18 protein-coding genes and 1 pseudogene are annotated in these 23,939 nt (G+C 73.7%); 12 read left to right on the forward strand and 7 right to left on the reverse strand.

The genetic code is table 11. From position 1 onward, the window contains the following. Positions 1 to 153: 153 nt before the first annotated feature. A complete protein-coding gene (locus ACTVZO_RS08475) occupies positions 154 to 2,523 on the forward strand; it encodes a chitinase C-terminal domain-containing protein (protein ID WP_443297798.1) in 2,370 nt (789 codons plus the stop codon). Between the two features lie 101 nt (positions 2,524 to 2,624). On the opposite strand, the gene ACTVZO_RS08480 is transcribed toward ACTVZO_RS08475, so the two are convergent. Further along, the gene (locus ACTVZO_RS08480; protein WP_443297799.1) at positions 2,625 to 3,782 is read right to left on the reverse strand and encodes an ROK family transcriptional regulator; all 1,158 of its coding nucleotides are present in this window, start codon (positions 3,780 to 3,782) and stop codon (positions 2,625 to 2,627) included. A gap of 55 nt (positions 3,783 to 3,837) precedes the next feature. On the opposite strand from ACTVZO_RS08480, the gene ACTVZO_RS08485 reads away from it, so the two are divergent. From ACTVZO_RS08485 to ACTVZO_RS08495, 3 genes and pseudogenes are all read left to right on the forward strand, one after another. Continuing rightward, positions 3,838 to 5,052, forward strand: a complete 1,215-nt coding sequence (locus ACTVZO_RS08485) for an MFS transporter (RefSeq protein ID WP_443297800.1) — start codon at positions 3,838 to 3,840, stop codon at positions 5,050 to 5,052. An 84-nt stretch (positions 5,053 to 5,136) separates the two neighbouring features. Next, positions 5,137 to 6,532 (forward strand): annotated as a pseudogene (locus tag ACTVZO_RS08490) (uracil-xanthine permease family protein). A 76-nt stretch (positions 6,533 to 6,608) separates the two neighbouring features. Next, entirely contained in the window at positions 6,609 to 7,262 is a 654-nt protein-coding gene (locus ACTVZO_RS08495; protein WP_443297801.1) for a DUF5995 family protein, read from the forward strand. On the opposite strand, the gene ACTVZO_RS08500 is transcribed toward ACTVZO_RS08495, so the two are convergent. The 3 genes from ACTVZO_RS08500 to ACTVZO_RS08510 form a co-directional block, all read right to left on the reverse strand. Beyond that, positions 7,249 to 8,442: a GDSL-type esterase/lipase family protein gene (locus tag ACTVZO_RS08500; protein WP_443297802.1), complete on the reverse strand. Its 1,194-nt coding sequence runs from the start codon at positions 8,440 to 8,442 to the stop codon at positions 7,249 to 7,251. The two genes, ACTVZO_RS08495 and ACTVZO_RS08500, sit on opposite strands and share 14 nt — an antisense overlap. A 188-nt stretch (positions 8,443 to 8,630) precedes the next feature. Continuing rightward, on the reverse strand, positions 8,631 to 10,343 hold the full coding sequence (locus ACTVZO_RS08505) for a flavin monoamine oxidase family protein (RefSeq protein ID WP_443297803.1): 1,713 nt from the start codon (positions 10,341 to 10,343) through the stop codon (positions 8,631 to 8,633). A 50-nt stretch (positions 10,344 to 10,393) separates the two neighbouring features. Further along, positions 10,394 to 11,194 carry a carbon-nitrogen hydrolase family protein gene (locus ACTVZO_RS08510; protein ID WP_443297804.1) on the reverse strand — a complete coding sequence of 267 codons (801 nt, stop codon included), beginning with the start codon at positions 11,192 to 11,194 and terminating at the stop codon, positions 10,394 to 10,396. A gap of 277 nt (positions 11,195 to 11,471) precedes the next feature. On the opposite strand from ACTVZO_RS08510, the gene ACTVZO_RS08515 reads away from it, so the two are divergent. Next, positions 11,472 to 11,783, forward strand: coding sequence for a WhiB family transcriptional regulator (locus ACTVZO_RS08515; RefSeq protein WP_443297805.1), 312 nt, complete (start codon positions 11,472 to 11,474; stop codon positions 11,781 to 11,783). Here ACTVZO_RS08515 and ACTVZO_RS08520 read toward each other — a convergent pair. Further along, entirely contained in the window at positions 11,761 to 12,216 is a 456-nt protein-coding gene (locus tag ACTVZO_RS08520; RefSeq protein ID WP_007262967.1) for an Lrp/AsnC family transcriptional regulator, read from the reverse strand. The genes ACTVZO_RS08515 and ACTVZO_RS08520 overlap by 23 nt on opposite strands. Positions 12,217 to 12,226: 10 nt before the next feature. Beyond that, positions 12,227 to 13,681, reverse strand: a complete 1,455-nt coding sequence (locus ACTVZO_RS08525) for an amino acid permease (protein WP_443297806.1) — start codon at positions 13,679 to 13,681, stop codon at positions 12,227 to 12,229. Positions 13,682 to 13,995: 314 nt separating this feature from the next. Between ACTVZO_RS08525 and ACTVZO_RS08530 the strand changes: the two genes are divergently transcribed. The 7 genes from ACTVZO_RS08530 to ACTVZO_RS08560 all read left to right on the forward strand — a co-directional run bounded on the left by ACTVZO_RS08530 (position 13,996) and on the right by ACTVZO_RS08560 (position 23,373). Further along, positions 13,996 to 14,997, forward strand: coding sequence for a GDSL-type esterase/lipase family protein (locus ACTVZO_RS08530; protein ID WP_443297807.1), 1,002 nt, complete (start codon positions 13,996 to 13,998; stop codon positions 14,995 to 14,997). 118 nt (positions 14,998 to 15,115) lie between these two features. After that, positions 15,116 to 16,027 carry an SCO0930 family lipoprotein gene (locus ACTVZO_RS08535; RefSeq protein ID WP_443303089.1) on the forward strand — a complete coding sequence of 304 codons (912 nt, stop codon included), beginning with the start codon at positions 15,116 to 15,118 and terminating at the stop codon, positions 16,025 to 16,027. A 108-nt stretch (positions 16,028 to 16,135) separates the two neighbouring features. Beyond that, positions 16,136 to 16,972 carry a LytR/AlgR family response regulator transcription factor gene (locus ACTVZO_RS08540; RefSeq protein WP_443297808.1) on the forward strand — a complete coding sequence of 279 codons (837 nt, stop codon included), beginning with the start codon at positions 16,136 to 16,138 and terminating at the stop codon, positions 16,970 to 16,972. A 183-nt stretch (positions 16,973 to 17,155) separates the two neighbouring features. Then, on the forward strand, positions 17,156 to 17,431 hold the full coding sequence (locus tag ACTVZO_RS08545) for a hypothetical protein (protein ID WP_443297809.1): 276 nt from the start codon (positions 17,156 to 17,158) through the stop codon (positions 17,429 to 17,431). Positions 17,432 to 17,542: 111 nt separating this feature from the next. Beyond that, positions 17,543 to 19,279 (forward strand): sodium/solute symporter, encoded by a 1,737-nt coding sequence (locus tag ACTVZO_RS08550; RefSeq protein WP_443297810.1) that lies wholly within the window; start codon positions 17,543 to 17,545, stop codon positions 19,277 to 19,279. Next, positions 19,276 to 20,511, forward strand: a complete 1,236-nt coding sequence (locus ACTVZO_RS08555) for a sensor histidine kinase (protein WP_443297811.1) — start codon at positions 19,276 to 19,278, stop codon at positions 20,509 to 20,511. The genes ACTVZO_RS08550 and ACTVZO_RS08555 overlap by 4 nt, the downstream gene beginning before the upstream one ends. A 36-nt stretch (positions 20,512 to 20,547) precedes the next feature. Then, complete coding sequence (locus ACTVZO_RS08560; protein ID WP_443297812.1) at positions 20,548 to 23,373, forward strand: ATP-binding protein; 2,826 nt, start codon at positions 20,548 to 20,550, stop codon at positions 23,371 to 23,373. Here the strand turns inward: ACTVZO_RS08560 and ACTVZO_RS08565 are convergent. Beyond that, positions 23,334 to 23,936 (reverse strand): sigma-70 family RNA polymerase sigma factor, encoded by a 603-nt coding sequence (locus tag ACTVZO_RS08565; RefSeq protein ID WP_443297813.1) that lies wholly within the window; start codon positions 23,934 to 23,936, stop codon positions 23,334 to 23,336. The two genes, ACTVZO_RS08560 and ACTVZO_RS08565, sit on opposite strands and share 40 nt — an antisense overlap. Positions 23,937 to 23,939 lie beyond the last annotated feature (3 nt).

Here is a 23,939-nt window from a genome sequence, read left to right on the forward strand (position 1 = left end):
CTATTGACGGGGTGGTCTAGTCCTCTTAACGTTCCCTTCATCTTCCCCGGGAGCAGCCCGTCAGATGTGCGCACGTCGCGGGCCAACACGCTTCACGTTTTCGCATGTTGTGCCCTGCCCAGTCCCGCCTTCCTCCCCTCCCCAGGAGGCACGATGCTGTCCCCCACACGTACGAGAGCGATGCTGCTGGCATCCGGCGCCGCGATCGCCGGCCTGCTGGTCGCCGGACTCTCGACGGGCGTCTCGCACGCCGCCGACAACGAGAGCTGTCGGCCCGACGGCCTGTACAAGACGGCCGGCGTCGACGTCCCCTACTGCTCGGTGTACGACTCCGATGGCCGCGAGAAGATGGGCGCCGACCACCAGCGCCGGGTCATCGGCTACTTCACCGGCTGGCGCACCGGCAAGAACGGCGAGCCGGCGTACCTGGCCAACAACATTCCGTGGTCCAAGGTCACCCACCTGAACTACGCCTTCGCCCACGTGGGCGCCGACAACAAGATCTCCGTCGGCGCGGACAACGCGAACAACGCCGCCACCGGGATGACCTGGCCGGGGGTCGCGGGCGCCGAGATGGACCCGGCCCTCCCCTACAAGGGCCACTTCAACCAGCTCACCAAATTCAAGAAGCAGTACCCGGACGTCAAGACCCTGATCTCCGTCGGCGGCTGGGCCGAGACCGGCGGCTACTTCGGGGACGACGGCAACCGGGTCGCCTCGGGCGGCTTCTACTCGATGGCCACCAACGCCGACGGATCGGTCAACCAGGCGGGCATCGACACCTTCGCGAACTCCTCGGTCGAGTTCATCCGCAAGTACGGGTTCAACGGCGTCGACATCGACTACGAGTACCCGACGACCATGAAGGACGCGGGCAACCCGCTGGACTGGCAGCTGTCCAACGCCCGCCGCGCCGGACTCGTCCAGGGCTACGACGCCCTGATGAAGAGCCTGCGCGAGAAGCTCGACCGGGCCGGCGCCGCCGACGGGAAGCACTACCTGCTCACCGTCGCCGCGCCCTCCTCCGGCTACCTGCTGCGCGGCATGGAGACCTTCCAGATGCAGAAGTATCTGGACTACGTCAACATCATGTCCTACGACCTGCACGGGGCCTGGAACGAGTTCGTCGGGCCGAACGCCTCGCTCTTCGACGACGGCAAGGACGCCGAACTGGCCGCCGCGAACGTCTACGGCAGCTCCCAGTACGGGAACATCGGCTACCTCAACACCGACTGGGCGTACCACTACTTCCGCGGCTCCATGCCGGCCGGCCGCATCAACATCGGCCTGCCCTACTACACCCGCGGCCACAAGAACGTGCAGGGCGGTACGGACGGCCTGTGGGGCAAGGCCCCCGCGACCACCTGCCCGGCCGGTGCGGGCCTGACCAAGTGCGGTGACGGCGCCGTCGGCATCGACAACCTGTGGCACGACAAGGACACCAACGGCGCCGAGTCGCCCGCCGGTTCCAACCCGATGTGGCACGCGAAGAACCTGGAGAAGGGGATCGTCGGCGACTACGTCACCAAGTACGGCTTCCCCGCGAACACGACGCTGACCGGCACCTACGCCCGCAAGTACGACGCGACTCTGGTCGCGCCGTGGCTGTGGAACGCGCAGAAGAAGGTGTTCCTGTCCACCGAGGACGAGCAGTCGGTGGCGGCCAAGGCGGACTACGTGGTCGACCGCGGCATCGGCGGCACCATGGTCTGGGAGATGGCCGGCGACTACGCCTGGAACGCCGCCAAGGGCCAGTACGAGATGGGCGACACGCTCACCTCGCTGATGTACGACAAGTTCAAGGCGGCGGCCCCGTACGGCGCGAAGAAGTCGAACACCGCGCTGCCGGCGCAGGCCGTGGACATCAAGACGGAGTTCAACGAGTTCAAGCTCGGCGACTCCAACTACCCGATCACCCCGAAGCTCAAGATCACCAACAACACCAACGCCACCCTGCCGGGCGGCACCGAGTTCCAGTTCGACTACGCGACCGCGGCCCCGAGCAACGCCTCCGACCAGTCCGGCTTCGGCACCAAGGTGATCCGCAGCGACCACACGGGCAGCAACGTGGGCGGCCTGAAGGGCGACTTCCACCGGGTCTCCCTGAAGCTCCCGGCCTGGCAGACGCTGGCCCCGGGCGCCTCGGTGGACCTGTCGTTCAACTACTACCTGCCGGTCTCCACGCCCTCCAACTGGACGGTGAACGTCTCGGGCACGACGTACGCGCTCGCCGGCGACCTGGCGCGCGGCGTCACGGTGGTCCAGCCCGGCTCCACCACGCCGCCGACCACCCCGCCCACCTCCCCGCCGCCGACCACGACCCCGCCCACGACCCCGCCCACCACGCCGCCGCCCACGGGTGGTGCCTGCACCGGTCCGGCGTACGTGGCGGGCCAGGTCTACACCGGTGGCAGCCTCGTCTCGCACAAGGGCCGCACCTGGAAGGCCCAGTGGTGGACGCAGAACGAAGAGCCGGGCAGCACCGGCGAATGGGGCGTCTGGAAGGACCAGGGCGCCTGCTGACCACCCCGGCCCCCGAGGGGTGAACCGAAGACGTGAGGACCCGGTGGCCCGGCGGCCACCGGGTCCTCGCACGTGACGCGTGACATGCGCGTTCGCGGCCCCTAGCCGCCGAACAGGACCTCCTGGGCCGCCTCGCGCGCCGCGAGCCTGGCCCCCGCGAGGACCGCCGGGCCGCCCAGGGTGGTGGCGCGGACCTCGGTGGGCACGGGGGTCAGCGCCGCCAGCCGGCGGGCGACCCGGGCGGCCAGGGCCGGGCCGCCCGCCCGGCCCAGTTCGCCCGCCAGGACCACGCAGCCGGGGTCGAGGACGGCGGTGACCGCCGCCGCGCCCAGGGCCAGCCGCCCGGCCAGGGCTTCGAGGAAGGCGTCCCCGGCGGCCCCTGCCACGGCCTCCTCCGCGGGCCCGGCGAAGCCGTGTGCCCGGGCCAGCGCCGTCACGGCCTCGAGGCCCGCCAGGGCGTGGAAGCCGCCGCCGCAGTCGGTGGCCGAGGGCAGGGCGCCGGTGCCGGGCACGGGCAGGAAGCCGATCTCGCCGGCCCCGCCGGAGGCGCCCCGGCGCAGCCGCCCGTCCAGGACCACGGCCGCGCCGACCCCCGCGCCGAGCCACAGGAGGACGAAGGAGTCCACGTCGCGGGCGACGCCCAGGCGTTGCTCGGCGAGGGCCGCCAGGTTGGTCTCGTTCTCGACGGCCACCGCGGCGGGCAGGGTCCGCTGGAGGGCCGCCACCAGGTCCCGGTGCCAGGCCGGCAGGCCCTGGGTGTCGCGGAGTTCGCCGGTGGCGGGGCCGACCAGGCCGGGGGCTCCGACGACGACGGTGTGCAGCTCGTCGGCCCCGGCCTCGCGGGCGGTGCGCAGCAGGGCCGCGACCGCGTCCTGCGGGGCGCCGACGGGCAGGGCGGCCTCGGCCAGCGGGTGGCCGAGGAGGTCGGTGACGACGGCGGTGACGCTGTCGGTGCGTACGTCGAGTGCGGCCAGGTGGGCGCGCCGGGCGACGATCCCGTAGAGCTTGGCGTTGGGGCCGCGGCGCTGTTCGCCGGATTCCCCGACGACCTCGATCAGCCCGGCTTCGGTGAGCCGGTCGACGAGGTCGGCGACCGAGGGGCGGGACAGGCCGGTCCTGGCCTTGAGCTGGCCGGCCGTCAGCGGCCCTGCCTCCTGGAGGAGTTGCAGGGCGAGGCGGTCGTTGATGGCGCGCGCCGTGCTCGGTGAGGCGGGGGACGGAACCGGCGTCGAGGTGGGGGCAGGGGTCACGGCGCCCATCCTAGGCAGTCACGGCCGTTAACTATCAGGCAGGGTCCCTGATAGTTTAACTCCCATGACCGGGGAAACCGACCTCAGCCCGGCGCGGCTGCGCCATGCCCGTTTCGCGATCGCCGCCGTCTTCTGCGCCCACGGCGCCGTGACCGGCTCCTTCGCCACCCGCATCCCCTGGATCCAGGAGCACGTCCAGCTCAGCGCCGGCACCCTGGGCCTGGCCCTCGCCTTCCCCGCCCTGGGCGCCGCGCTCGCGATGCCGCTGGCGGGGCGGATCAACCACCGCTTCGGCGCGCGTACCGCGCTGCGGGGGCTGCTGGCGCTGTGGACCCTCTCCCTGATCCTGCCGAGCCTGGCCCCGAACCTGCCCGCGCTCTGCTTCGCGCTCCTCGTCTACGGGGCCACCGCCGGCATGTCGGACGTGGCGATGAACGCGCTCGGCGTGGAGACGGAGAACCGGCTGGGCCGCTCGGTCATGTCCTCGCTGCACGGCATGTGGAGCGTGGGCGCGCTGCTCGGCTCGGCCGCCGGTACGGTCGCCGCGCACACCGGGGCCGACGCCCGGTTGCACCACCTGGTCGCCGCGCTGGTCCTCACCGCGGCCGGGCTGATCGCCGCACAGGGGGTGCTGGACCTCAGGAGCGGCCAGGAGGAGGCGGCTCCGCCGCACTTCGCGCTGCCTCCGAGGTCCGCGCTGCTCATCGGCGGCATCGGTTTCTGCGCGGTGTTCGCCGAGGGGGCGAGCCTGGACTGGTCCGCGGTCTACCTGCGGGACGTCCTGCACACGAACGCCGGTCTGGCGGCGGCCTCGACCACCGCCTTCGCGCTCACGATGGCCGTCGCCCGGCTGGCCGGGGACCGGGTGGTGGACCGGTTCGGGGCGGTGCGGACCGTCCGGGCGGGCGGCGTACTGGCCACCGCCGGCGGGCTGGTCGTGGTCTCGGTGCGCGAGCCCGTGGCGGCGCTGGCCGGGTTCGGGCTGATCGGGCTGGGCATCGCCGTGGTGGTCCCGCTGGCCTTCGCGGCCGCGGCGCGCAGCGGGCCCGCCCCGGCCCAGGCGATCGCGGGCGTCGCGACGATCACCTACACGTCGGGGCTGATCGCCCCGTCGGCGATCGGTGCGGTAGCGGACGCGACCTCGCTCGTGGTCTCCTTCGGGCTGGTCACCCTGCTGGCGTTCGCGCTGGTGGTGGGGGCCGCCGTACTGCGGCAGAAGCCGGCCGCTCCCGGGGCCTCCGAGGCCAATCGGGACGAAACCGCCGGTATCCGCCCGTAACATATCGGGGGCCCGGCCTGATCGAGAAGAGCAGGCCCCAGCGGCCTTGGTGCTCGAACAGTGGCGGAACGGAAGTGGTGGAACATGGGCCTCGGCGTGCGCTGGACCCTGCACGGCGACGGGCGGACTCCCGCCCCCGGCGCGGTGGTGCGGCCGGACGAGCGGCTGTCGTGGCCGCGGACCGCGGGGCTCGGCGCCCAGCACGTCGTGGCGATGTTCGGCGCGAGTTTCGTCGCTCCGGTCCTGATGGGCCTGGACCCGAACCTCGCCATCATGATGTCCGGCGTCGCGACGGCGATCTTCCTCCTGGCGACGCGCGGGCCGGGTCCCCTCGTACCTGGGCTGTTCCCTCTCGTTCGTCGGCGTGGCCGCGGCGATCCGGGCCTCAGGTGGGGACAGCGCGGTCGTGACGGGCGCCGTGTTCGTCGTCGGCGTGGCGCTGTTCCTGTCCGGTCTCGCCGTGCAGCGCTTCGGGGCGCGCATCATCCACGCGGCGATGCCGCCGGTGGTGACGGGCGCGGTCGTGATGCTCATCGGCTTCAACCTGGCCCCGGTGACGGCCTCGGTGTACTGGCCGCAGGACCAGTGGACCGCCCTGCTGACGATGGTGTTCACGGGGATGGCCGTGGTCTGCCTGCGCGGCTTCTGGTCGCGGATCGCGATCTTCCTGGGGCTGGTCTTCGGGTACGGGCTCTCCTGGGTCCTGGACCGGGTCTTCGGCAAGATCCACTCCACGGTGGGCGGGCCCGGGGCCGTGGACCACTGGCGCCTGGACCTGTCCGGCGTCGGCGAGGCCGACTGGATCGGGCTGCCGACCTTCCACGCGCCGGCCTTCGAGTGGTCGGCCATCCTCATCGCCCTGCCCGTGGTGATCGCGCTGATCGCCGAGAACGCCGGGCACATCAAGGCCGTCGGCGAGATGACCGGCGACCCGCTGGACGACAAGCTCGGCACCGCCATCGCCGCCGACGGCGCCGCGTCCATGCTGTCCACGGCGGTCGGCGGCCCGCCGAACACCACCTACTCCGAGAACATCGGGGTCATGGCGGCCACCCGGGTCTACTCCACCGCCGCGTACTGGGCCGCGGCGGGATTCGCGCTGCTCTTCGGCCTGTGCCCGAAGTTCGGCGCGGTCGTCGCCGCGATCCCGGGCGGGGTGCTGGGCGGCATCACCGTCATCCTGTACGGCATGATCGGCCTGCTCGGCGCCCAGATCTGGATCAACGGCCGGGTGGACCTGCGCAATCCGCTGAACCTCGTGCCGGCCGCGGCGGGCATCATCATCGGCGTCGGCGGGGTCACCCTGCAGATCACAGACAGCTTCGAGCTCGGCGGCACCGCGCTCGGCACGATCGTGGTGATCACGGGCTACCACGCGCTGCGGTACTTCGCCCCGGCGCACCTGAAGCAGCAGCAGCCCCTGCTCGACGCGGGCACCTCCGCCTACGATGATCAGGACGGCAGGGACACGCCACGTTGACGGGGTTTCGCCCGAACCGGCGAAGCGTACGGCCAAGTTCCCCGCAACCGCGGCGGTGCCTGCGACCCTGCCTGACATGGAAGCGGTGCTGGCGCGGATGCGCGCCCTGGACGAGCGGCTCCCGACGCAGGACGGTGTCGCCGTCTTCAACCGGGTCTACCTGACGGTGACGGAGACCCTGCACCGGCGGATCGAACACGGCGGGTTCCCGGCGCCTCGGCGGGCGCAGACCCTCAGCGTGCGGTTCGCGGAGCGGTATCTGGCGGCGGTGGACGCCGACCGGGCCCCGGCCTGCTGGCGCCCGCTGTTCCAGTACCGCCGCCATCCCGGGATCCGCCCGCTCCAGCACGCGCTGGCCGGGATCAACGCGCACATCGGCCACGACCTGGCGGTGGCGGTGGTCTCCACGTGCCGGGCCCTGGACTGCGAACCGGGCGCCCTGGAGGCCGACTTCGACCGGGTCGGCGACACGCTGGTCGCCCTCGAAGAGCACATCCGCGAGGACCTGATGCCGGGCCCGGACCTCCTGGAGATCGCCGACCCGCTGACCCACCTGGTCGGCTCGTGGAGCCTGGAGCGCGCCCGCGCCGGCGCCTGGGCGTCGGCGCGGCTGCTGTGGACCCTGCGCCGCTCCCCCGAACTGGCCGAGGAGTTCCGCGAATCCCTCGACGCGGGCGTCGGTCTGGTCGGCCGCTGCCTGCTGACCCCGGGCCGGCTCAGCCGCGTGTGACAGCGAACGGGCCGCTCCCGCCGAAGACCAGCTCCGCGAAGCGCTCGCCGATGCGGCGGTGGCCGGCCGGGTCCGGGTGGAGCCGGTCGGGCAGGGGCAGTTCGGCGAAGTCCGCCTCGCCGTAGAGGGCGCGGCCGTCGAGGTGGTACAGGTTCGGGTCCTCGGCCGCACGCTGCGCGGTGATGCGGGCGAGCTCCTCGCGGATGACGCCGAGCGTCAGCCGCCCGGCGGCGCGGTCCGCGGGATCGCCCATGGCCTTCCAGAGCAGCTCCCCTCCTTCGAAGTCCGGCCCGGTGGGGCCCGGGGTGTCCTCGTGGATGGGGCACAGGACGGGAGAGACGACCAGCAGCGGGGTGGTGGGGTGGCCCTCGCGGACGGTGTCGAGGAATCCGTGCACGGCCGGGACGAAGGCGCGCAGGCGCATCACGTCGTGGTTGACCAGGTTGATGCCGATCTTGAGGCTGATCAGGTCGGCCGGGGTGTCGCGGATGGCCCGCGCGGTGAACGGGTCCAGCACGGCGTTGCCGCCGAAGCCCAGATTGACCAGCTCGACCTCGCCCAGGGCGGCCGCGAGCGCCGGCCAGGTACCGGTCGGGGCGGCGGCGAAGGAGCCGTGGCTGATGGAGCTGCCGTGGTGCAGCCAGACCCTGCGGCCGCGGTCCGGGAGGGCCTCGACCGGGGCGTCGGTGCGCAGCGCGATGAGCTCGGTGACCTCGGAATGGGGCAGCCAGATCTCGACGTCCTTCATCCCGGCGGGGAGCCCGGTGAACCGGACGGTGCCGGGCCGGCCGGGGCGCAGGACCTCGGTGCCCGCGGCCATGTCGACGATGCGGAGGTTGCCGCCCGCCACGCTGCCGCGGCCGGCCGGCCGGCCGTCGACGAGCAGCTCGTACACGCCGTCCGGGCGGGCCGGGAATCCCTCGTAGCCCGCCTTGGTGGGGAGCGCGTCCAGCTCGACGGCGGTGGCCCCGGTCCGGAAGGCGAGGCGCACGCCGGAGGGCTGGGCCTCGATCGCGGCGAGGTTCGCGTCGCGGAACTGCTCGCGCGCGCGGGCGGGCAGCCGGTGCGGGAGCACGCCGTGCACGGTGCGCTCCACGTCGAGGGCGCCGCGCAGCAGGTGAGCCTCGACGGGGGTGGTGATCCACGGGGCGGGGCCGGTTTGGTTGTACTGGGCATCCATAACCCCACCCTGCCCGGCCGGGGCCCGCCCCCGCCACTCGCTTTTCCGCCGGGTGCGCGTACGGCCCGGGACCGGACCCAGCCGGGCCGGGCATGAGTACGGGCCGCCGCCGCGATGTGTGCGCGGGGGCGGCCCGTGGTCACGGGGTCCGGGGCGGGGGTGACGCCCACGGAGTCCGGGAGGGGAGGTCAGTCCTCCGGGAGTTCGACCGGGGCGATGTCCTCGTAGACGTCGCCCGGGCCCGGGTTGGTGGCGTCCGTGGAGCCGCCGAGGTGGTGCATGACGCCCCAGACCGCGTTCAGGGCGGTCTGGACGGCGCCCTCGGCCCAGCCGGCCGTCCAGGAGATGTCGTCGCCCGCGAGGAAGATGCCGCGCTTGTCCTCGGGGAGGCGGTCCTGCATGAAGTGCGTGAACAGGCGGCGCTGGTAGCGGTAGTGGCCCGGCAGGTTGGCCTTGAACGCGCCCATGAAGTAGGGCTCGTTCTCCCAGGAGACGGTGACCGGGTTGCCGATGACGTGGCGGCGGATGTCGACGTTGGGGTAGATCTCGCCGAGGGACTTCAGCATGACCTCCATCCGCTCGTTCGCGGACAGCGGCAGCCACTTGAGGCTGTCGTCGCACCAGGTGTACGAGAGGCAGATGACGGCGGGCTTGTCCGGGCCGTTGTCCAGCAGGTAGGTGCCGCGGGTCATCCGGTCGGTCAGGGTCATCGACATGACGTCGCGGCCCGTCGGGTTCCCTGCGTCGTCGACGGCCTTGTCGAGCCAGAACGGCCGGTCGACGGGAACGAACAGCTTCGACGACTCCATGTAGTGGGTGCGCTCGATCGCCGTCCAGTGGTCGATCGGGAACAGCGTGTCGTCGCACTCGATCTTGGACAGGAGCATCCAGGACTGGGCGGTGAAGATCGCGGCACGGTACGTGCGGATGTCCCCGGACGCGTCGGTCACCGTGATGCGGTTGCCCGCCGTGCGGTGCAGACGGGTCACCGCCGGGCGCGGGGTGCCCTCGTGCAGGGAGGACAGCGAGGTGCCCTGCGCCCAGTGGATGATCTTCTGGGGCTCGCGCTCCCACAGGCGCACCGGGAGCTGCTGGGAGCCGCCCACGATGCCGCGGTGGTGGTCGTCGGCCTCGGTGTAGACGACGCGCAGGATCTCCAGGATGGAGTTCGGGAAGTCGGTGTCCCAGCCGCCCGTGCCGAAGCCGACCTGGCCGAAGATCTCGCGCTTGCGGAAGGACTGGAAGGCCTCGGACTTGCAGAGGAAGCCGTAGAAGGTCTCGTCGTCGAGCTTCTCGACGAGCTTCGCCCAGATCTCCCGGATCCGCGGGACGTCGCGCTCGCGCATCGCGGTGTTCATGTCCGAGAAGTCGGCGCCCTCGTCCAGACAGGCGTTCCACGCGTCGGCGACGTCGCGGTAGACCTGCGGGAGGTCGGCGATGGTCTCGGCGTAGTGGCTCTCGCCCTTGAGGTCGACGACCGTCGAGGGGGTCGCCTCGGCGAGCGGGTTCGGGAAGGGCTCGGTGACCAGGCCGACGAGGTCGATGTAGTGCTGGAGCGCCGTGGAGGACGGCGGGAAGCGCATCGCGCCCATCTCCGCGGTCAGCTCCTCGGTGCCCGCGCCCTCGAAGCCCACGGTCCGCAGCCGTCCGCCGATCTGGTCGGCCTCGTAGACGACGGGCTTGAGGCCCATCTTCATCAGCTCGTAGGCCGAGATGATGCCGGACAGCCCGCCGCCGATGACGGCGACCTCGGTGCCGTGCTCGGTCGCGGGTATCTGGCCCAGCCCCGCCGGGTGGGCGAGGAAGTCGTCGTACGCGTACGGGAAGTCCGGGCCGAACATGGTGATCGGCGGCTGTCCGTCGCTGTGCGGGACGGCGGTGGTGGGCACCGTGGACGTCATGGGGGTACGTCTCCTTGCGGCAGGGCTGGGGAAGCGGAGGAGCGGAGGGCTTAGACGAGGGAGGCGTAGAGCCCGGGGCGGCGGTCTCGCAGGTACGGGTTGTTCGTGCGGGACGCGCTCAGCAGCTCGGGGTCGGCCTCGCCGAACACCAGCTCCTCGCCGCGTCCGGCCCGGGTCCGGGTGACCCCGTCGGGGCTCGCCAGGCAGCTGAGTCCGACGAACTCGAACTCGCCCTCCGGGCCGGTGCGGTTGACGTACGCGATGTACATCTGGTTCTCGAAGGCCCGTACGGGGACGAGCTGTTCGGCGACGAACTGGAAGGGGTGCATCTGCGCGGTCGGCACCAGGAGGAGGTCGGTACCGGCGAGCGCGTGGGCGCGGACGTTCTCGGGGAACTCCACGTCGTAGCAGATCATGATGCCGACGCGGAGGCCGCCGAGGTCCGCCTGGACGACGGGGGTGTCGCCGGGGGTGAAGGCGTCCTGCTCGAAGCAGCCGAAGAGGTGCGTCTTGCGGTAGTTCGCGAGCGGGGTCCCGTCGGGGCCGATGAGCTGCGCGGCGTTGAACACGGCCTCGCCGCCGCGCTCGGGGTAGCCGTACAGGACGGCGACCCCGTGGCGGCGGGCGATCTCGCCGATGGCGGCGGCGGACGGGCCGTCGGCCGGTTCGGCGAGCGCGGCGATGTCCTCGATCTCCAGGGCGTAGCCCGTGAGGAACATCTCCGAGGTCACGAGGAGCCCGGCCCCGCCCTGTGCGGCGCGCGCCGCGGCCTCGTCGAGCGCCTTGAGGTTCCCGGCGGTGTCGCCGAGACGTCCGGAGCTCTGGAGGAGGGCGGTGCGCAGCGGGGGCATGGACTACCTCTGTGGCAGGAGGGGTGGGGTCGTAAAACGGTACGTTCGTGCGTTCGACCGGGACAAGCCGTGACCGTTGCGCTCCGCGCATCGATTCGTTGCGCGTTCCGACGCGCCTGCGGAGATTCGTTGCGCGGGGGTGTGAATCGGCGGTGACCGGCAGGGATACGGAGATCGTCGGGGCCGCGGGGTGGCGCCGGGGGCCGGCGGGGCGGCGCGGGGTTTCGGTGGACGTGCAGCGGTCAGACGCGGGGACAACCCACGGAAAGGAACTGCCATGACGGACGTCGACCGCCTGCCCGGGGCCACCCACCACTTCTGGGAGTGGCAGACCGGGGCCGCCTGCCGGGACCTGGGATCGGCCCGGTTCTTCCATCCCGCCGGTGAGCGCGGCGAGGACCGCGAGGAGCGGGACGCGGCCGCGAAGCGGGTCTGCGCGGTGTGCCCGGTGCGCGCCGCCTGCCTGGACCACGCGCTGCGGACCCGTGAGCCGTTCGGGGTCTGGGGCGGCCTGACGGAGGAGGAGCGCCGTTCGCTGCGCGGCCGGGAGCTCGCCGGCGCCGGCTCTACGCGGGCGCGCCGGAGGTGAAGCGGCGCAGCAGCGGGGAGAGCACCAGGACGGACTTGGTGCGCTCCACGAAGGGCTCGCCCGCGATGCGCTCCAGGACCCGCTCGAAGTGGCGCATGTCGGAGGCGAAGACCTGGACGAGGGCGTCCGCGTCGCCGGTGACGGTCGACGCGGACACCACCTCGGGGTACCGCTCCAGACCTCGCCGGATGTCGTCCGGCGAGGTGTTGTGGCGGCAGTAGATCTCGATGAAGCCCTCGGTCTCCCAGCCCATCGCGGCGGGGTCCACGCGGACGGTGAAGCCGGTGATGGCCCCCTCGGCGCGCAGCCGGTCCACGCGCCGCTTGACGGCGGGGGCGGAGAGCCCGACCTCGGAGCCGATGTCCGCGTAGGAGCGGCGGGCGTCCTCGGCGAGGGCGTGCACGATGCGTTCGTCGAGATCGTTCAGTCGCACTGCGGGTGGATCACTTTTCTGCTGTGGCCAGTGAGGAGCGGCGCATGCCGTACACGAAGTAGACCACGAGGCCGATGGCCATCCAGCCACCGAAAGCGACCCACGTGGCGGCCGGCAGGCTGTACATCATGTAGCCGCAGGCGATGAAGCCGAGGATCGGGGTGACCGGGAAGAGAGCCACCTTGAAGGTGCGCGGCAGGTCGGGCTTGGTGCGGCGCAGGATCACGACCGCGACGTTGACCAGGGCGAAGGCGAAGAGCGTGCCGATGCTGGTCGCGTTGGCCAGCTCACCCAGCGGGATGAACGCGGCGAGCGCGCCGCAGAAGAGCGAGACGATCAGCACGTTGACGCGCGGGACGCCGGTCTTCGCGTCGACCTTGGCGAAGGCCTTGGGGACGAGGCCGTCGCGGGACATCGCGAAGAGGATGCGGGTCTGTCCGTACAGCACGGCGAAGACGACGGAGGCGATGGCGACGACCGCGCCGGCCGCGAGGACGACGCCCCAGAAGCTGTGGCCGGTGACGTCGGTCATGATCTGGGCGAGCGCGGCCTCGGTGCCCTCGAAGTCCTGCCACGGCATGGCGCCGACGGCGACGAGCGCGACGAGGCAGTACAGGACGGTGACGATGCCCAGCGAGAGCATGATCGCGCGGGGCAGGTCCTTCTTCGGGTTCTTGGCTTCCTCACCGGCGGTGGAGGCGGCGTCGAAGCCGATGTACGAGAAGAAGAGCGTGGCGGCGGCGGCGCTGATGCCGGTGATGCCGAGCGGGGCGAGCGGGGCGTAGTTGCCGGCCTTGATGCCCATGAAGCCGATGCCGATGAAGAGCAGCAGCGTGATGACCTTCACCACGACCATGATCGTGTTGATCCGGGCGCTCTCCTTGGCGCCGCGCATCAGGAACACCATCGCGAGCAGGACGACGACCAGCGAGGGCAGGTTGATCCAGCCGCCTTCGCCCAGCGGCGCCGAGAGGCCTTCGGGGATGGTGAAGCCCAGGGTCCCGTCGAGGAGCTCGTTGAGGTACTGGCCCCAGCCGACGGCGACGGCCGCGACCGACACGGCGTACTCCAGGACCAGGCACCAGCCGCAGATCCAGGCGATCAGCTCGCCCATGGTGGCGTACGTGTAGGAGTACGAGGAGCCGGAGACGGGGACGGATCCGGCGAGCTCGGCGTAGGACAGGGCCGAGAACAGCGCGGTCAGGCCCGCGATGATGAACGAGATCGTCACGGCCGGGCCGGCCTTGGGGGCGGCTTCGCCGAGGACGACGAAGATGCCGGTGCCCAGCGTCGCGCCGATGCTGATCATCGTCAGCTGCCACATGGTGAGCGAGCGGCGCAGCGAGCCGCCCTCGCCCTGGCCGCCCTCGGAGACCAGCTGCTCGACCGGCTTGCGGCGGAGCAGCGGGTGGACGGGCCTGCGGGCCCCGGTCGTGGCGGATGGCGCCTGGCCGTGGTCGAGCACGGGGTGACTCCTTCTTGCTGCGGGTGGGGATTCAGGCGTCGACCGCAGCGGTCCGGAGCAGGGCAGGCGAGTGTGAAGCCTGCCTGGGCATGGGAGGACCGCCGAGCAGGCGGTCCGCGCCACTCCACGTACAGCGAGTGAGCCTACGAGCTGAGTGATACCGCCCGTAATGCACCATCCTTGCACATTGCCGCACGATCGTTGCGCGGATCTGTCCCAGATGGTCCTTTGTTGCGCGCGGATGATCGATCGCTGCACGGCGGACCTCGACCGGCGTTCTTGACAGCTCATCAGATCTCCCGCAGCGTGCCGCCATGGACCTCGATCTGTGGCAGGACCCCGGGCCCTTCCTGCGCGGGGTCGCCTGGCTGGACAAGGGACGGCCCGTGCGGGCCGACCCGGCCGACACCATGCGGCTGCCCTGGGACACCGGCGAGCGGGCCACCCTGCCCATCGGGGTACGGCTCGAGTTCACCGCCCCGACCGCGCGGGCGGTGGAGATCCGCTACCGGGCCACCGTGCCCGGCCCCACCGACTCCCTGCACGACCTCGCGCACGGCTTCGCGCTGTGGGACCGGCACGGGGTGGTCCGCGAGGTGTTCACCGAACCGGCCGCGGAGGCCGTCGTACGCATCGAACTGGGCGGCGGGCCCGGCCCGTTCACCATCCACCCGCCCGAAACCCAGGCCCCGCTGGTCCTCGGCCTGCGCGGGATCGGCGGCCCCCTCGCCCCGCCGCCGCCCGCCCCGCGCTGGGTGGTGCACGGGGACTCCATCACCGAGGGGTGGTGGTCCACCCGGCCCGCCCACGGCTGGCCCGCCGTGACCGGCCGGGCCCTGGGCTGGGACACGGTCAACCTCGGCTACGCGGGCGCCGCCCGCGGCGAGCTCGCCACCGCCGAACAGCTCGCCGCGCTGCCCGCCGACGTCCTCACCCTCGCCTTCGGCACCAACTGCTGGTCCCGGGTGCCCTACTCCGCGCCCCTGCTCTACGAGACCACCCGCGCCTTCCTCGAACTGGTCCGCCAGGGCCACCCGCGGACCCCGCTCCTGCTGGTCTCCCCCGTCCTGCGGCCCGACGCCGAGCGCACCCCGAACCGGCTCGGCGCCACCCTGGGCGCCCTGCGCGACGCGATGGAGCGCGCCACCCGGGACCGGATCGCCGCCGGGGACGAGCACCTCGCCGTGCTCCCGGGCCGTGACCTGCTCGGTCCCGAGCACCTGGAGGACGGGCTGCACCCCAACGACGCCGGACACCGGGTACTCGGCCTCGCTGTGGCCACGGCCCTGCGGCGGGCCGGGTTCGGCGCCGGCTGAGTGAAACAGCCCACACCGGTCCGCTTGAACAGAGCGAACCCACCACGGCGTGTCCTGTGCACAGTTGCCGCCGCTGGGGCGACGGCGCGGAACGGACACACACGTGGGAGAGATCAACATGGGCATGAAGCGCGGAACCACCATCGCCGCGGCCGCCGTCGCCGTCATCCTGGCGGCGACCGCCTGCGGCCCCTCGCAGGACTCGGCCGCCGACCCGGCGACCCCGGCCGGAGCCGCCGCCCAGGCCTCCTCCCAGCCCGCCGCGGACGGCGCGGCCAAGCCCGGCGGCCAGCTGGCGATCGCCACCGGCGAGCAGCTCGGCTCCGTCCTCACCGACAGCGCCGGCCTCACCCTGTACCGCTTCGACAAGGACACCGCCAAGCCCCCGAAGTCCACCTGCGACGGGGACTGCGCCAAGACCTGGCCGGTGGTCGCGGCCGGCGACGCCACCGCCGCCGCGGGCATGGATCCGGCGCTGCTCGGCGAGGTCGTGCGCAGCGACGGTACGAAGCAGCTGACGGTGGCGGGCTGGCCCGCGTACCGCTTCGCCAAGGACACCAAGGCGGGCGACATCAACGGCCAGGGCGTCGGCGGCGTGTGGTTCGCGTTCGCCCCCGACGGCAAGAAGGCCGAGAAGGCGGCCCCGGCTCCGGCCGGCGCGGCCGAGGCGGGCACGGGCCTGTCCGTCGCGAAGGACCCCAAGCTGGGCGACCACATCGTCGACGGCAAGGGCATGACCGTCTACCGCTTCAAGCCGGACACCGCGTGGCCGATGGTCTCCAAGTGCGTCGGCGACTGCCTGGCCAAGTGGCCGGTCGTGCCGCCGGTGGACAAGGCCGACGTCAAGGGCATCACCGAGCGCAACTACCTGGTGCTGGACCGCCCCGACGGCAAGAAGCAGCAGACCGTCGACTGCTGGCCCGTGTACACCTTCGCCGGCGACAAGAAGCCGGGCGACGTCAACGGCCAGGGCGTCGGCGGCACCTGGTACGCGGTCTCCCCCGACGGCAAGCTCATCACCGTCCAGTAACCGCCGCCTCCCCACCCCCCGCCTCCCGGCCGCGCGGCCCTGCCCTCATCCCCCGGGGCAGGGCCGCGCACCGTTCCGCCCGGACCGGACACCTCCTAAACTCCCCGCATGCTGCGCGTACTGGCCGTCGACGACGAGAAGCCGCTCCTGGAGGAGCTCCTCTACCTGCTGCGCTCCGATCCGCGGATCCGCAGCGCCGAGGGCGCCTCCGACGCCACCGGGGCGCTGCGCCGGATCACGGTGGCGCTGGAGGCCGGGCCGGACGGCGCGGACGGCATCGACGTGGTCTTCCTCGACATCCACATGGCCGGGCTGACCGGGCTGGACATCGCCCGGCTGCTGGCCGGGTTCGCCCGGCCGCCGCTGATCGTGTTCGTCACCGCCCACGAGGGGTTCGCCGTACAGGCTTTCGACCTCAAGGCCGTGGACTACGTGCTCAAGCCCGTACGGCCGGAGCGGCTGGCCGAGGCCGTGCGGCGGGCCTGCGCGCAGCTGGGGCAGTCCGGGGAGGTGCCGGCGGCCCCCCGGGGCGCGCCCGCGGTGCCGGTTCGGGTTCCGCCGGTGCCGCCAGCGCCCCGCCAGCCGGCCGAGGTCACCGTCGCCGACCGCGCGCCGGAGCAGATAGCCGTCGAGCTGGGCGGTGTCACCCGGTTCGTGGCGATCGCGGACATCGCGTACGTCGAGGCGCAGGGCGACTACGCCCGTCTGCACACCGACGAGGGCAGCCACCTGGTCCGCATCCCGCTGTCCACGCTGGAGGAGCGGTGGGCGGCGCGCGGGTTCGTACGGATCCACCGCCGCCACCTGGTGGCCCTGGCCCGGATCGACGAACTCCGGCTGGACGCGGGCACGACGAGCGTCCGGGTGGGGTCGGCGGAGCTCCAGGTGAGCCGTCGCCACGCGAGGGAGCTGAGGGACCTGCTGATGCGGCACGCGACCGGCTGAGCCCGGGGCGGAGCCGGGGCGCGGGCGGAAGCCGGGCCGTCGCCCGGCGGTCGGGTGACCGTCCGGCGGCGGTGGGGCGCCGTTCGTCGCACGGCGAGTGGCGTACGGCGATCCGGCGGGGCCGTCGGCCGCCGACGGCTTCCTGCCCCCGTATCGTGGATCTTCCGGCGGGGGAGGAGCGTGATGTCCGAAATCCAGGCTCTGCTCGACACGCTGAACGCGCTGCCGCGCACGGCTCCGGCCGGACCCGCCGAGGCGGAAGCGCTGCTGGCCCGGCTGCGCAGTGCCGCCGCGCGCTGGGCCGATGTCCTCTACGAGGCGGGCGAAGGGGTGCGGGGCCAGGTGCCGCCGCGGGCCGAGGCCGCGTTGACGCTGGCCTTCCGGCGGGCGGAGGAGTCGTACGTGGAGCTGGAGATCGCGCTCCGCGACTGCGCGGAACACCGCGACCCGGCCGTCTGACCCGCCGCGACCGCGGCGGGGGCCGCGTGCCGGGCGGGCCGGATCGTGCCTGTTGCGCGGCCCGGGCCGTGCATAGACTCCCGTCACCCTCCCCCGGCCGAAGGACCCCCGGTGAACCAGACGTACGCGCTGACCGCCGTCGCCGTCGTCGTCCTGGCCACCGTCCTCGTCGGCGCGCTCGGCCTGCGCATATCCCGGACCACCTCCGACTTCTACGTCGCCTCCCGCACCGTCGGCCCCCGCCTCAACGCGGCCGCGATCAGCGGGGAGTACCTCTCCGCCGCCTCCTTCCTCGGGGTGGCCGGGCTGGTGCTGCTCCAGGGGCCCGAGCTGCTCTGGTACCCGGTGGGGTACACCGCCGGGTACCTGGTGCTGCTCGTACTGGTGGCGGCCCCGCTGCGCCGCTCCGGCGCTTACACGCTGCCGGACTTCGCCGAGGCCCGGCTGGAGTCGCTGGCGGTGCGCCGGATCGCGGTGCTGTTCGTGATCGGGGTCGGCTGGCTGTACCTGCTGCCGCAGTTGCAGGGCGCGGGCCTGACCCTGGCGATCCTGACCGGGGCCCCGCACTGGGTGGGCGGGGTGGTGGTGGCCTTCGTGGTGATCGCGGCCGTGGCCGCCGGCGGGATGCGCAGCATCACCTTCGTACAGGCCTTCCAGTACTGGCTCAAGCTCACCGCTCTGCTGGTCCCCGCCTTCTTCCTGGTCGCCGCCTGGGCCGGGGACGGCGCGCCCCGGGCCACCTTCGACGCGCCGGCCGTCTTCCGCGAGCACACGTCCGTGACGGTGGCCGAGGACGTCCGGCTGTCGGTGGAGGCGCCGCTGACGCTGACGGTGACCGGGCAGGTGGACGGGAGGACCTACGACGCGGTCCCGCTGACCCTCGCGGCCGGGCAGCATTCCGTACGGGCCGACGCGCGGCTGGAGTTCGCCCCGGACACGCCCGTCCCCGACACCCGGGCGGAGGCCGGCCTCGGCGTGTCCAGCTGGTCGCAGCCGCTGTCGGGGGAGCACTGGCAGTACCGGCTGTACGCGACGTACGGGCTGATCCTGGCCACCTTCCTCGGCACGATGGGCCTGCCGCACGTCGCGGTGCGCTTCTACACCAGCCCCAACGGGCGGGCGGCCCGGCGCACCACGCTGGTCGTGCTGGGCCTGGTCGGGGTGTTCTACCTGCTGCCGCCGGTGTACGGGGCGCTGGGCCGGATCTACGCGCCCGAGCTGGCCCTGACCGGCGACGCGGACGCGGCGGTGCTGGTGCTGCCCGAGCGGATGCTGGGCGGGCTGCTCGGGGAGCTGCTGGGGGCGCTGCTGGCCGGGGGTGCCTTCGCGGCGTTCCTGTCGACGGCCTCGGGGCTGACCATGGCGGTGGCGGGGGTGCTGCACCAGGACCTGCTGCCGACGCGCGGGGTGCGCAGTTTCCGCTGCGCGGTGCTGGTGGCGATGCTGGTGCCGCTGGCCGGGAGCGTGGCGGCCCGTGACGTGCCGGTGGCGGACGCGGTGGGGCTGGCCTTCGCCGTGTCGGCCTCGTCGTTCTGTCCGCTGCTGGTGCTGGGCATCTGGTGGCCGCGGCTGACTCCGCCCGGGGCGGTGGCCGGGCTGGTCACGGGCGGCGGGGCGGCGCTCAGCGCGGTGCTGGCGACCCGCGGCGGGCTGGCCCCGGCGGGCTGGGCGCACACCCTGCTGGCGTGGCCGGCGGCCTGGTCGGTGCCGCTCGGGTTCCTGACGATGGTGCTGGTGTCGCTGGCCACCCGGTCGCGGATCCCGGCCGGGACGGCCGCCACCCTGGCGCGGCTGCACCTGCCGGAGGACGTGGCGGCCGGTGCCCGGGCCGCGGGAGGCGCCCGGTGAGCGGGGCGGCCCTGGTGGTGCTGGCGGTCGCCGGCGCCGCCCTGCTGCTGACCGCGGGCTGGCTGGCGGGCCGGTGGCAGGCCCGGCGCGGGGAGCGGGCGGCCGGCCTGGACCTGGGGACGCCGGTGGAGCGGGCCACGTTCCACACCCTGCACACGGCTTCGCTGGCCGCTCCCCCGCTGCGGGCCGGGCTGACCGAGGACGCGGCCCGCAAGGCCGCCCGGCGGCTGCGGTCGCTGCTGGGCACGGAGGCGCTGTGCCTGACCGACCGGGAGTCGGTGCTGGCGTGGGACGGCCCGGGCGCCGATCACCACCAGCGGCGCGCGATGGCCCGGGTCGCGGTGATGCTGGAGTCGGGGCGCAGCCAGAGCGTGCAGACCGAGTGCCAGCGGCCGGGCTGTCCGCTGAAGTGGGCGGTGGTGGCCCCGCTGACGGGCGAGGACGGGATGCTGGGGGCGCTGGTGGCGTACGGGTCGCGGGAGTCCGCGGTGCTGGTGCGGGCGGCGACGGAGGTCGCGCGGTGGGTGTCCGTACAGCTGGAGCTGTCGGAGCTGGACCGGTCGCGGACCCGGCTGATGGAGGCGGAGATCAAGGCGCTGCGGGCGCAGATCTCCCCGCACTTCATCTTCAACTCGCTGGCCGCGATCGCCTCGTTCGTCCGGACGGACCCGGAGCGGGCCCGGGACCTGCTGCTGGAGTTCGCCGACTTCACCCGGTACTCCTTCCGGCGGCACGGGGAGTTCACCACGCTCGCTGAGGAGCTGCGCTCCATCGAGCAGTACCTGGCGCTGGCCGGGGCCCGGTTCGGGGACCGGCTGAAGGTGACCCTGCAGGTGGCGCCGGAGGTACTGCCGGTGGCGCTGCCGTTCCTGTGCCTCCAGCCGCTGGTGGAGAACGCCGTGAAGCACGGGCTGGAGGACTCCCCCGAGGAGTGCCGGATCACCATCACCGCACGGGACGCGGGCGCCGAGGCGGTGATCACCGTCGAGGACAACGGGATCGGGATGGACCCGGCGCTGCTGCGCCGGATCCTGGCCGGGGAGCACGCCGGCTCCTCCTCCGGCATCGGGCTGCCCAATATCGACGAGCGGATCCGGCAGGTGTACGGGGACGCGTACGGGCCGGTGATCGAGACGGGTGTCGGGGCCGGTCTCAAGGTCACCGTACGGATCCCGAAGTACCGGGCCGGGGTGCACAGTTCACCTCCGGGACCGCATCCGCCCCGTTTCTGACGGACCCGCCGCGTGGCATCCTGTGAACGGCGCGACGTGACCGGAAGGACCCCCGAGGTGCGGGTCGGGCGAGAGCAGCAGTACGAGGAGCTACGGGACTGGGTGCGCGGGGGCGCGGAGGGAGCCGGAGGCTGCCTGACCGTGGAGGGCGAGCCCGGCGCGGGCCGGACCGCCTTCGTGCGGGAGGCCCTGGTCCAGGCCGCGGCACTCGGCTGCCGGGTGCGCTACGCGGCGGCCGACTCCCTCGCGGCGGACCTGCCGCTGCGGGCGGTGCTGGACTGCGTGCACCCCTCGGGTCCCGCCCGGGCCGCCGTGGTCGGCCTGCTGCGGGAGGCCGGGGCGGCCACCGAGCCGGGCGGCGCGCTGCTGGCGGCGATGGACCTGCTGACGGCGGGCATCGAGGACTGGTGTGCCGAGCGGCCGCTGCTGCTCGTACTGGACGACGCGCACTGGGCGGACGCGGCCAGCCTGGTCCTGTGGCGGCGGCTGGCCGGGACGGCGGCCGGCCGGCTCCCGCTGCTGCTGGCCGCCGCGCGGCGGCCGCTGCCCCGCCGGCCCGGGACGGAGCGGCTGTGCGCGGCGCCGGGCGGGCGCACGGTGCGGCTGGAGCCGCTGACGGCAGCGGAGTCGGCCGAGCTGGCCCGCGGTCTGCTGGGGGCGCCGCCCGGGCCGCGGTTGCGGGAGGCCGCAGAGCGGGCGGGCGGCAATCCGCGGATGCTGCGGGAGCTCCTCGCCCAGTGGTCGGGACTCGTCCGGGTCGAGGAGGGCTGCGTGGAACTGTCCGTCCCCGTGGCCGAGTTGCCGCCGCCGCCCGAGTCCCTGGGGCGGGCGCTGGACTGCCTGTCCCGGCCGGCGCACACCACCCTGCGGCACGCGGCGCTGCTGGGCCCGGCCTTCACCGTGCACGAGCTGGCCCTCGTACAGGCCAGGCCCGTCAGGGAGGTGCTCGCGGAGCTGGAGGAGCCGCTGCTGGCGGGGCTGCTGGAGGACACCGGGGAGCGCCTGCGCTTCCGGCATGCGGCGCTGCGGGAGGTGCTGGCGGCGCAGACCCCCGGGGCGCTGCACGCGGCCCTGCACCAGGACGCCGCGCGGGCCTTCGCCGAGGCGGGGCTGGATCCGGCCCGGACCGCCGAGCAGCTGGTGCGCGCCGGGCGGCTGGGCCCGTGGGCGGTGCGCTGGCTGGCCGATGCGGCGCCCGCGCTGATCGCCGGGGCTCCGGCCGCGGCGGCCGAACTGCTGGAGCGGGCCATCGCGCAGGGCGATCCGCGGGAGCCCGGGGCGCGGGAGGCACTGGAGGAGCAGCTGGCGGACGCGGCGCTGATGCTGCGCCGCCCCGAGTCGGCGGGCCTCCTCGAGGCGTTGCGGGCCCGGACCACGGATCCGGACCGGCGGGCGGCGGTGGACTTCAAGCTGGTGTCGGCGCTGATGATCCAGGGGGACATGGCCCGCTCCCTGGACGTCACCCAGCGGGCCCTGGCCGCGGAGTTCCCCTCGGCCTCCTGGCGGCTCAGGCTGGAAGCCTGCCGGGTGCTGGCGCTGGCCGATCTGCACCGGGCGGCCGAGGCCTTCGCGCTGGCCGGGCCGCTGGTGGAGCGGGCGCGGCGGCTGGGTGATCCGCTGTGCGGGGCGGAGGCCCACCACGCCCTGTCGTTCGCGCTGTTCCACCTGGGCCGGGGACGGGACTCGCTGCGCCGGGCCGCGGAGGGGATCGTCTGCGCGCGGCGCAGCCCCGCCGCCAACGACATGCGGCTGCTGCTGCTGGCGAACCAGGCCGAGGGACACATGCGCTTCGACGAGCCGGAGATCGTGGCCGCCGCGCTGCGGGAGGCACGGGAGCTGGCCGCCGCGACCGGTTCGACGGGCCGGCTGGTGGTGACCGAGGCGCGGCTGGGCGAGTTCCACTACCGGCTCGGCGACTGGGACGAGGCGCTGTCCGCGGTGGCGCGCGCGTGCGCGCTGCCGGTGTCCGACGGCTGGCTGCCGGCGGTGGTGCACGGGCTGCGGGCGCTGGTGCTGGGCCACCGGGGCGACCGGGAGGCGGCGCGGGCCGAGCTCGCGGGGCTGGCGGAGGACGTCTTCGCGACGTCGGCGGCCCGCCGGTACGCCTCCCACGTCCAGCTGGCGCGGGCCCTGCTGGCGGAGCGGGACGGCCGCCCGCAGGACGCGCTGCGCGCGCTGCGGCCCGGGCCCGCGGAGGGGACGGCGGAGGTGGAGGAGGTGGTGGCGTACGAGCGGCCCTGGGTGCTGTCGGAGATCGTGCGGCTGGCCCTGGAGTGCGGGGAGACGGGTACGGCCCGGGAAGCCGTGGCGGCGTGCGGGCGCATCGCGGCGGCGCTGCCGGACTATCCGGGTCCGGCGCTGGCGCTGCTGCGCTGCCGGGGGCTGTTCGCGCAGGATCCGGAGCTGCTGGCGGAGGCGGTGGTGCGCGCGGAGCGCGGCGGGTGGCCGCTGATGCTGGGCCATGTCCTGGAGGACCTGGCGGTGGCGCGGGCCTGGCACGGCGATCTGGCCGCGGCGCGGTCGGCGCTGGCCCGCGCGGCGGCGGCGTACGAGGAGCCGGGCGCGCGGTGGGACGTGGCCCGGGCCGATGCCCGGCTGCGGAGCCTGGGGGTGCGCCGGGGCAGCCGGTCGGCGCGGCGCAGGCCGGCGAACGGCTGGGAGGCGCTGACCCCGGCCGAGCTGAAGGTGGCGCTGCTGGTGGCGCAGGGCCGCTCCAACCCGGAGATCGCGGGTGCGCTGTTCCTGTCCCGGCGGACGGTGCAGACGCACGTGTCGCACATCCTCGCGAAGCTGCAGGTCCGTTCGCGGGCGGCGGTGGCGGCTCAGGCGGCGGGCCGCGCTCCGGGGGCGCCGGGTCCGTAGCCGGGCATGGCGGCGCGCAGGGCCCGAAGGGCGTAGTGGGTACGGGACTTCACGGTTCCCGGTGGTATGCCGAGCGCCTCGGCGGCCTCGCAGACGGAGGACCCGCGGAAGTAGATCTGGACGAGCACGGCGCGGTGCTCGGGGCTCAGTAATCGCAGGGCTTCGCGGAGGTCGAGGACGGCGACGGCCCGCTCGGTGCGGTCCTCGGCGGCCGGGGACTGCTCCAGGGCGTCGGGCCCGACCTCGGCGGGTCTGGCCCGGCGGGCCCGCCGGGCGTCGATGGCGAGGCGCCGGGCGACGGTGTACAGCCAGGGCCGCATGGAGGCGTGAGCGCTTTCGAGCGCCTCGGGGTGCTTCCAGGCCCGGAAGAGGGTCTCCTGGACGAGGTCCTCGGCCCGGTGCCGGTCGCCGAAGGTCATGCCCAGGAGGAAGCCGTAGAGGGCCTTGCCGTGTTCGCCGTGCAGGCGGGCGAGGGCGTGGGCGTCGGTGCGGTGGGCGAGGGCGTGGGCGTCGGTGCGGTGGGCGAGGGTGCTGGTGCCGGTGCTGGTGCCGTTGCTGGTCACGGG

This window comes from Streptomyces sp. IBSNAI002 (assembly GCF_052244475.1).
GTDB lineage: Bacteria > Actinomycetota > Actinomycetes > Streptomycetales > Streptomycetaceae > Streptomyces.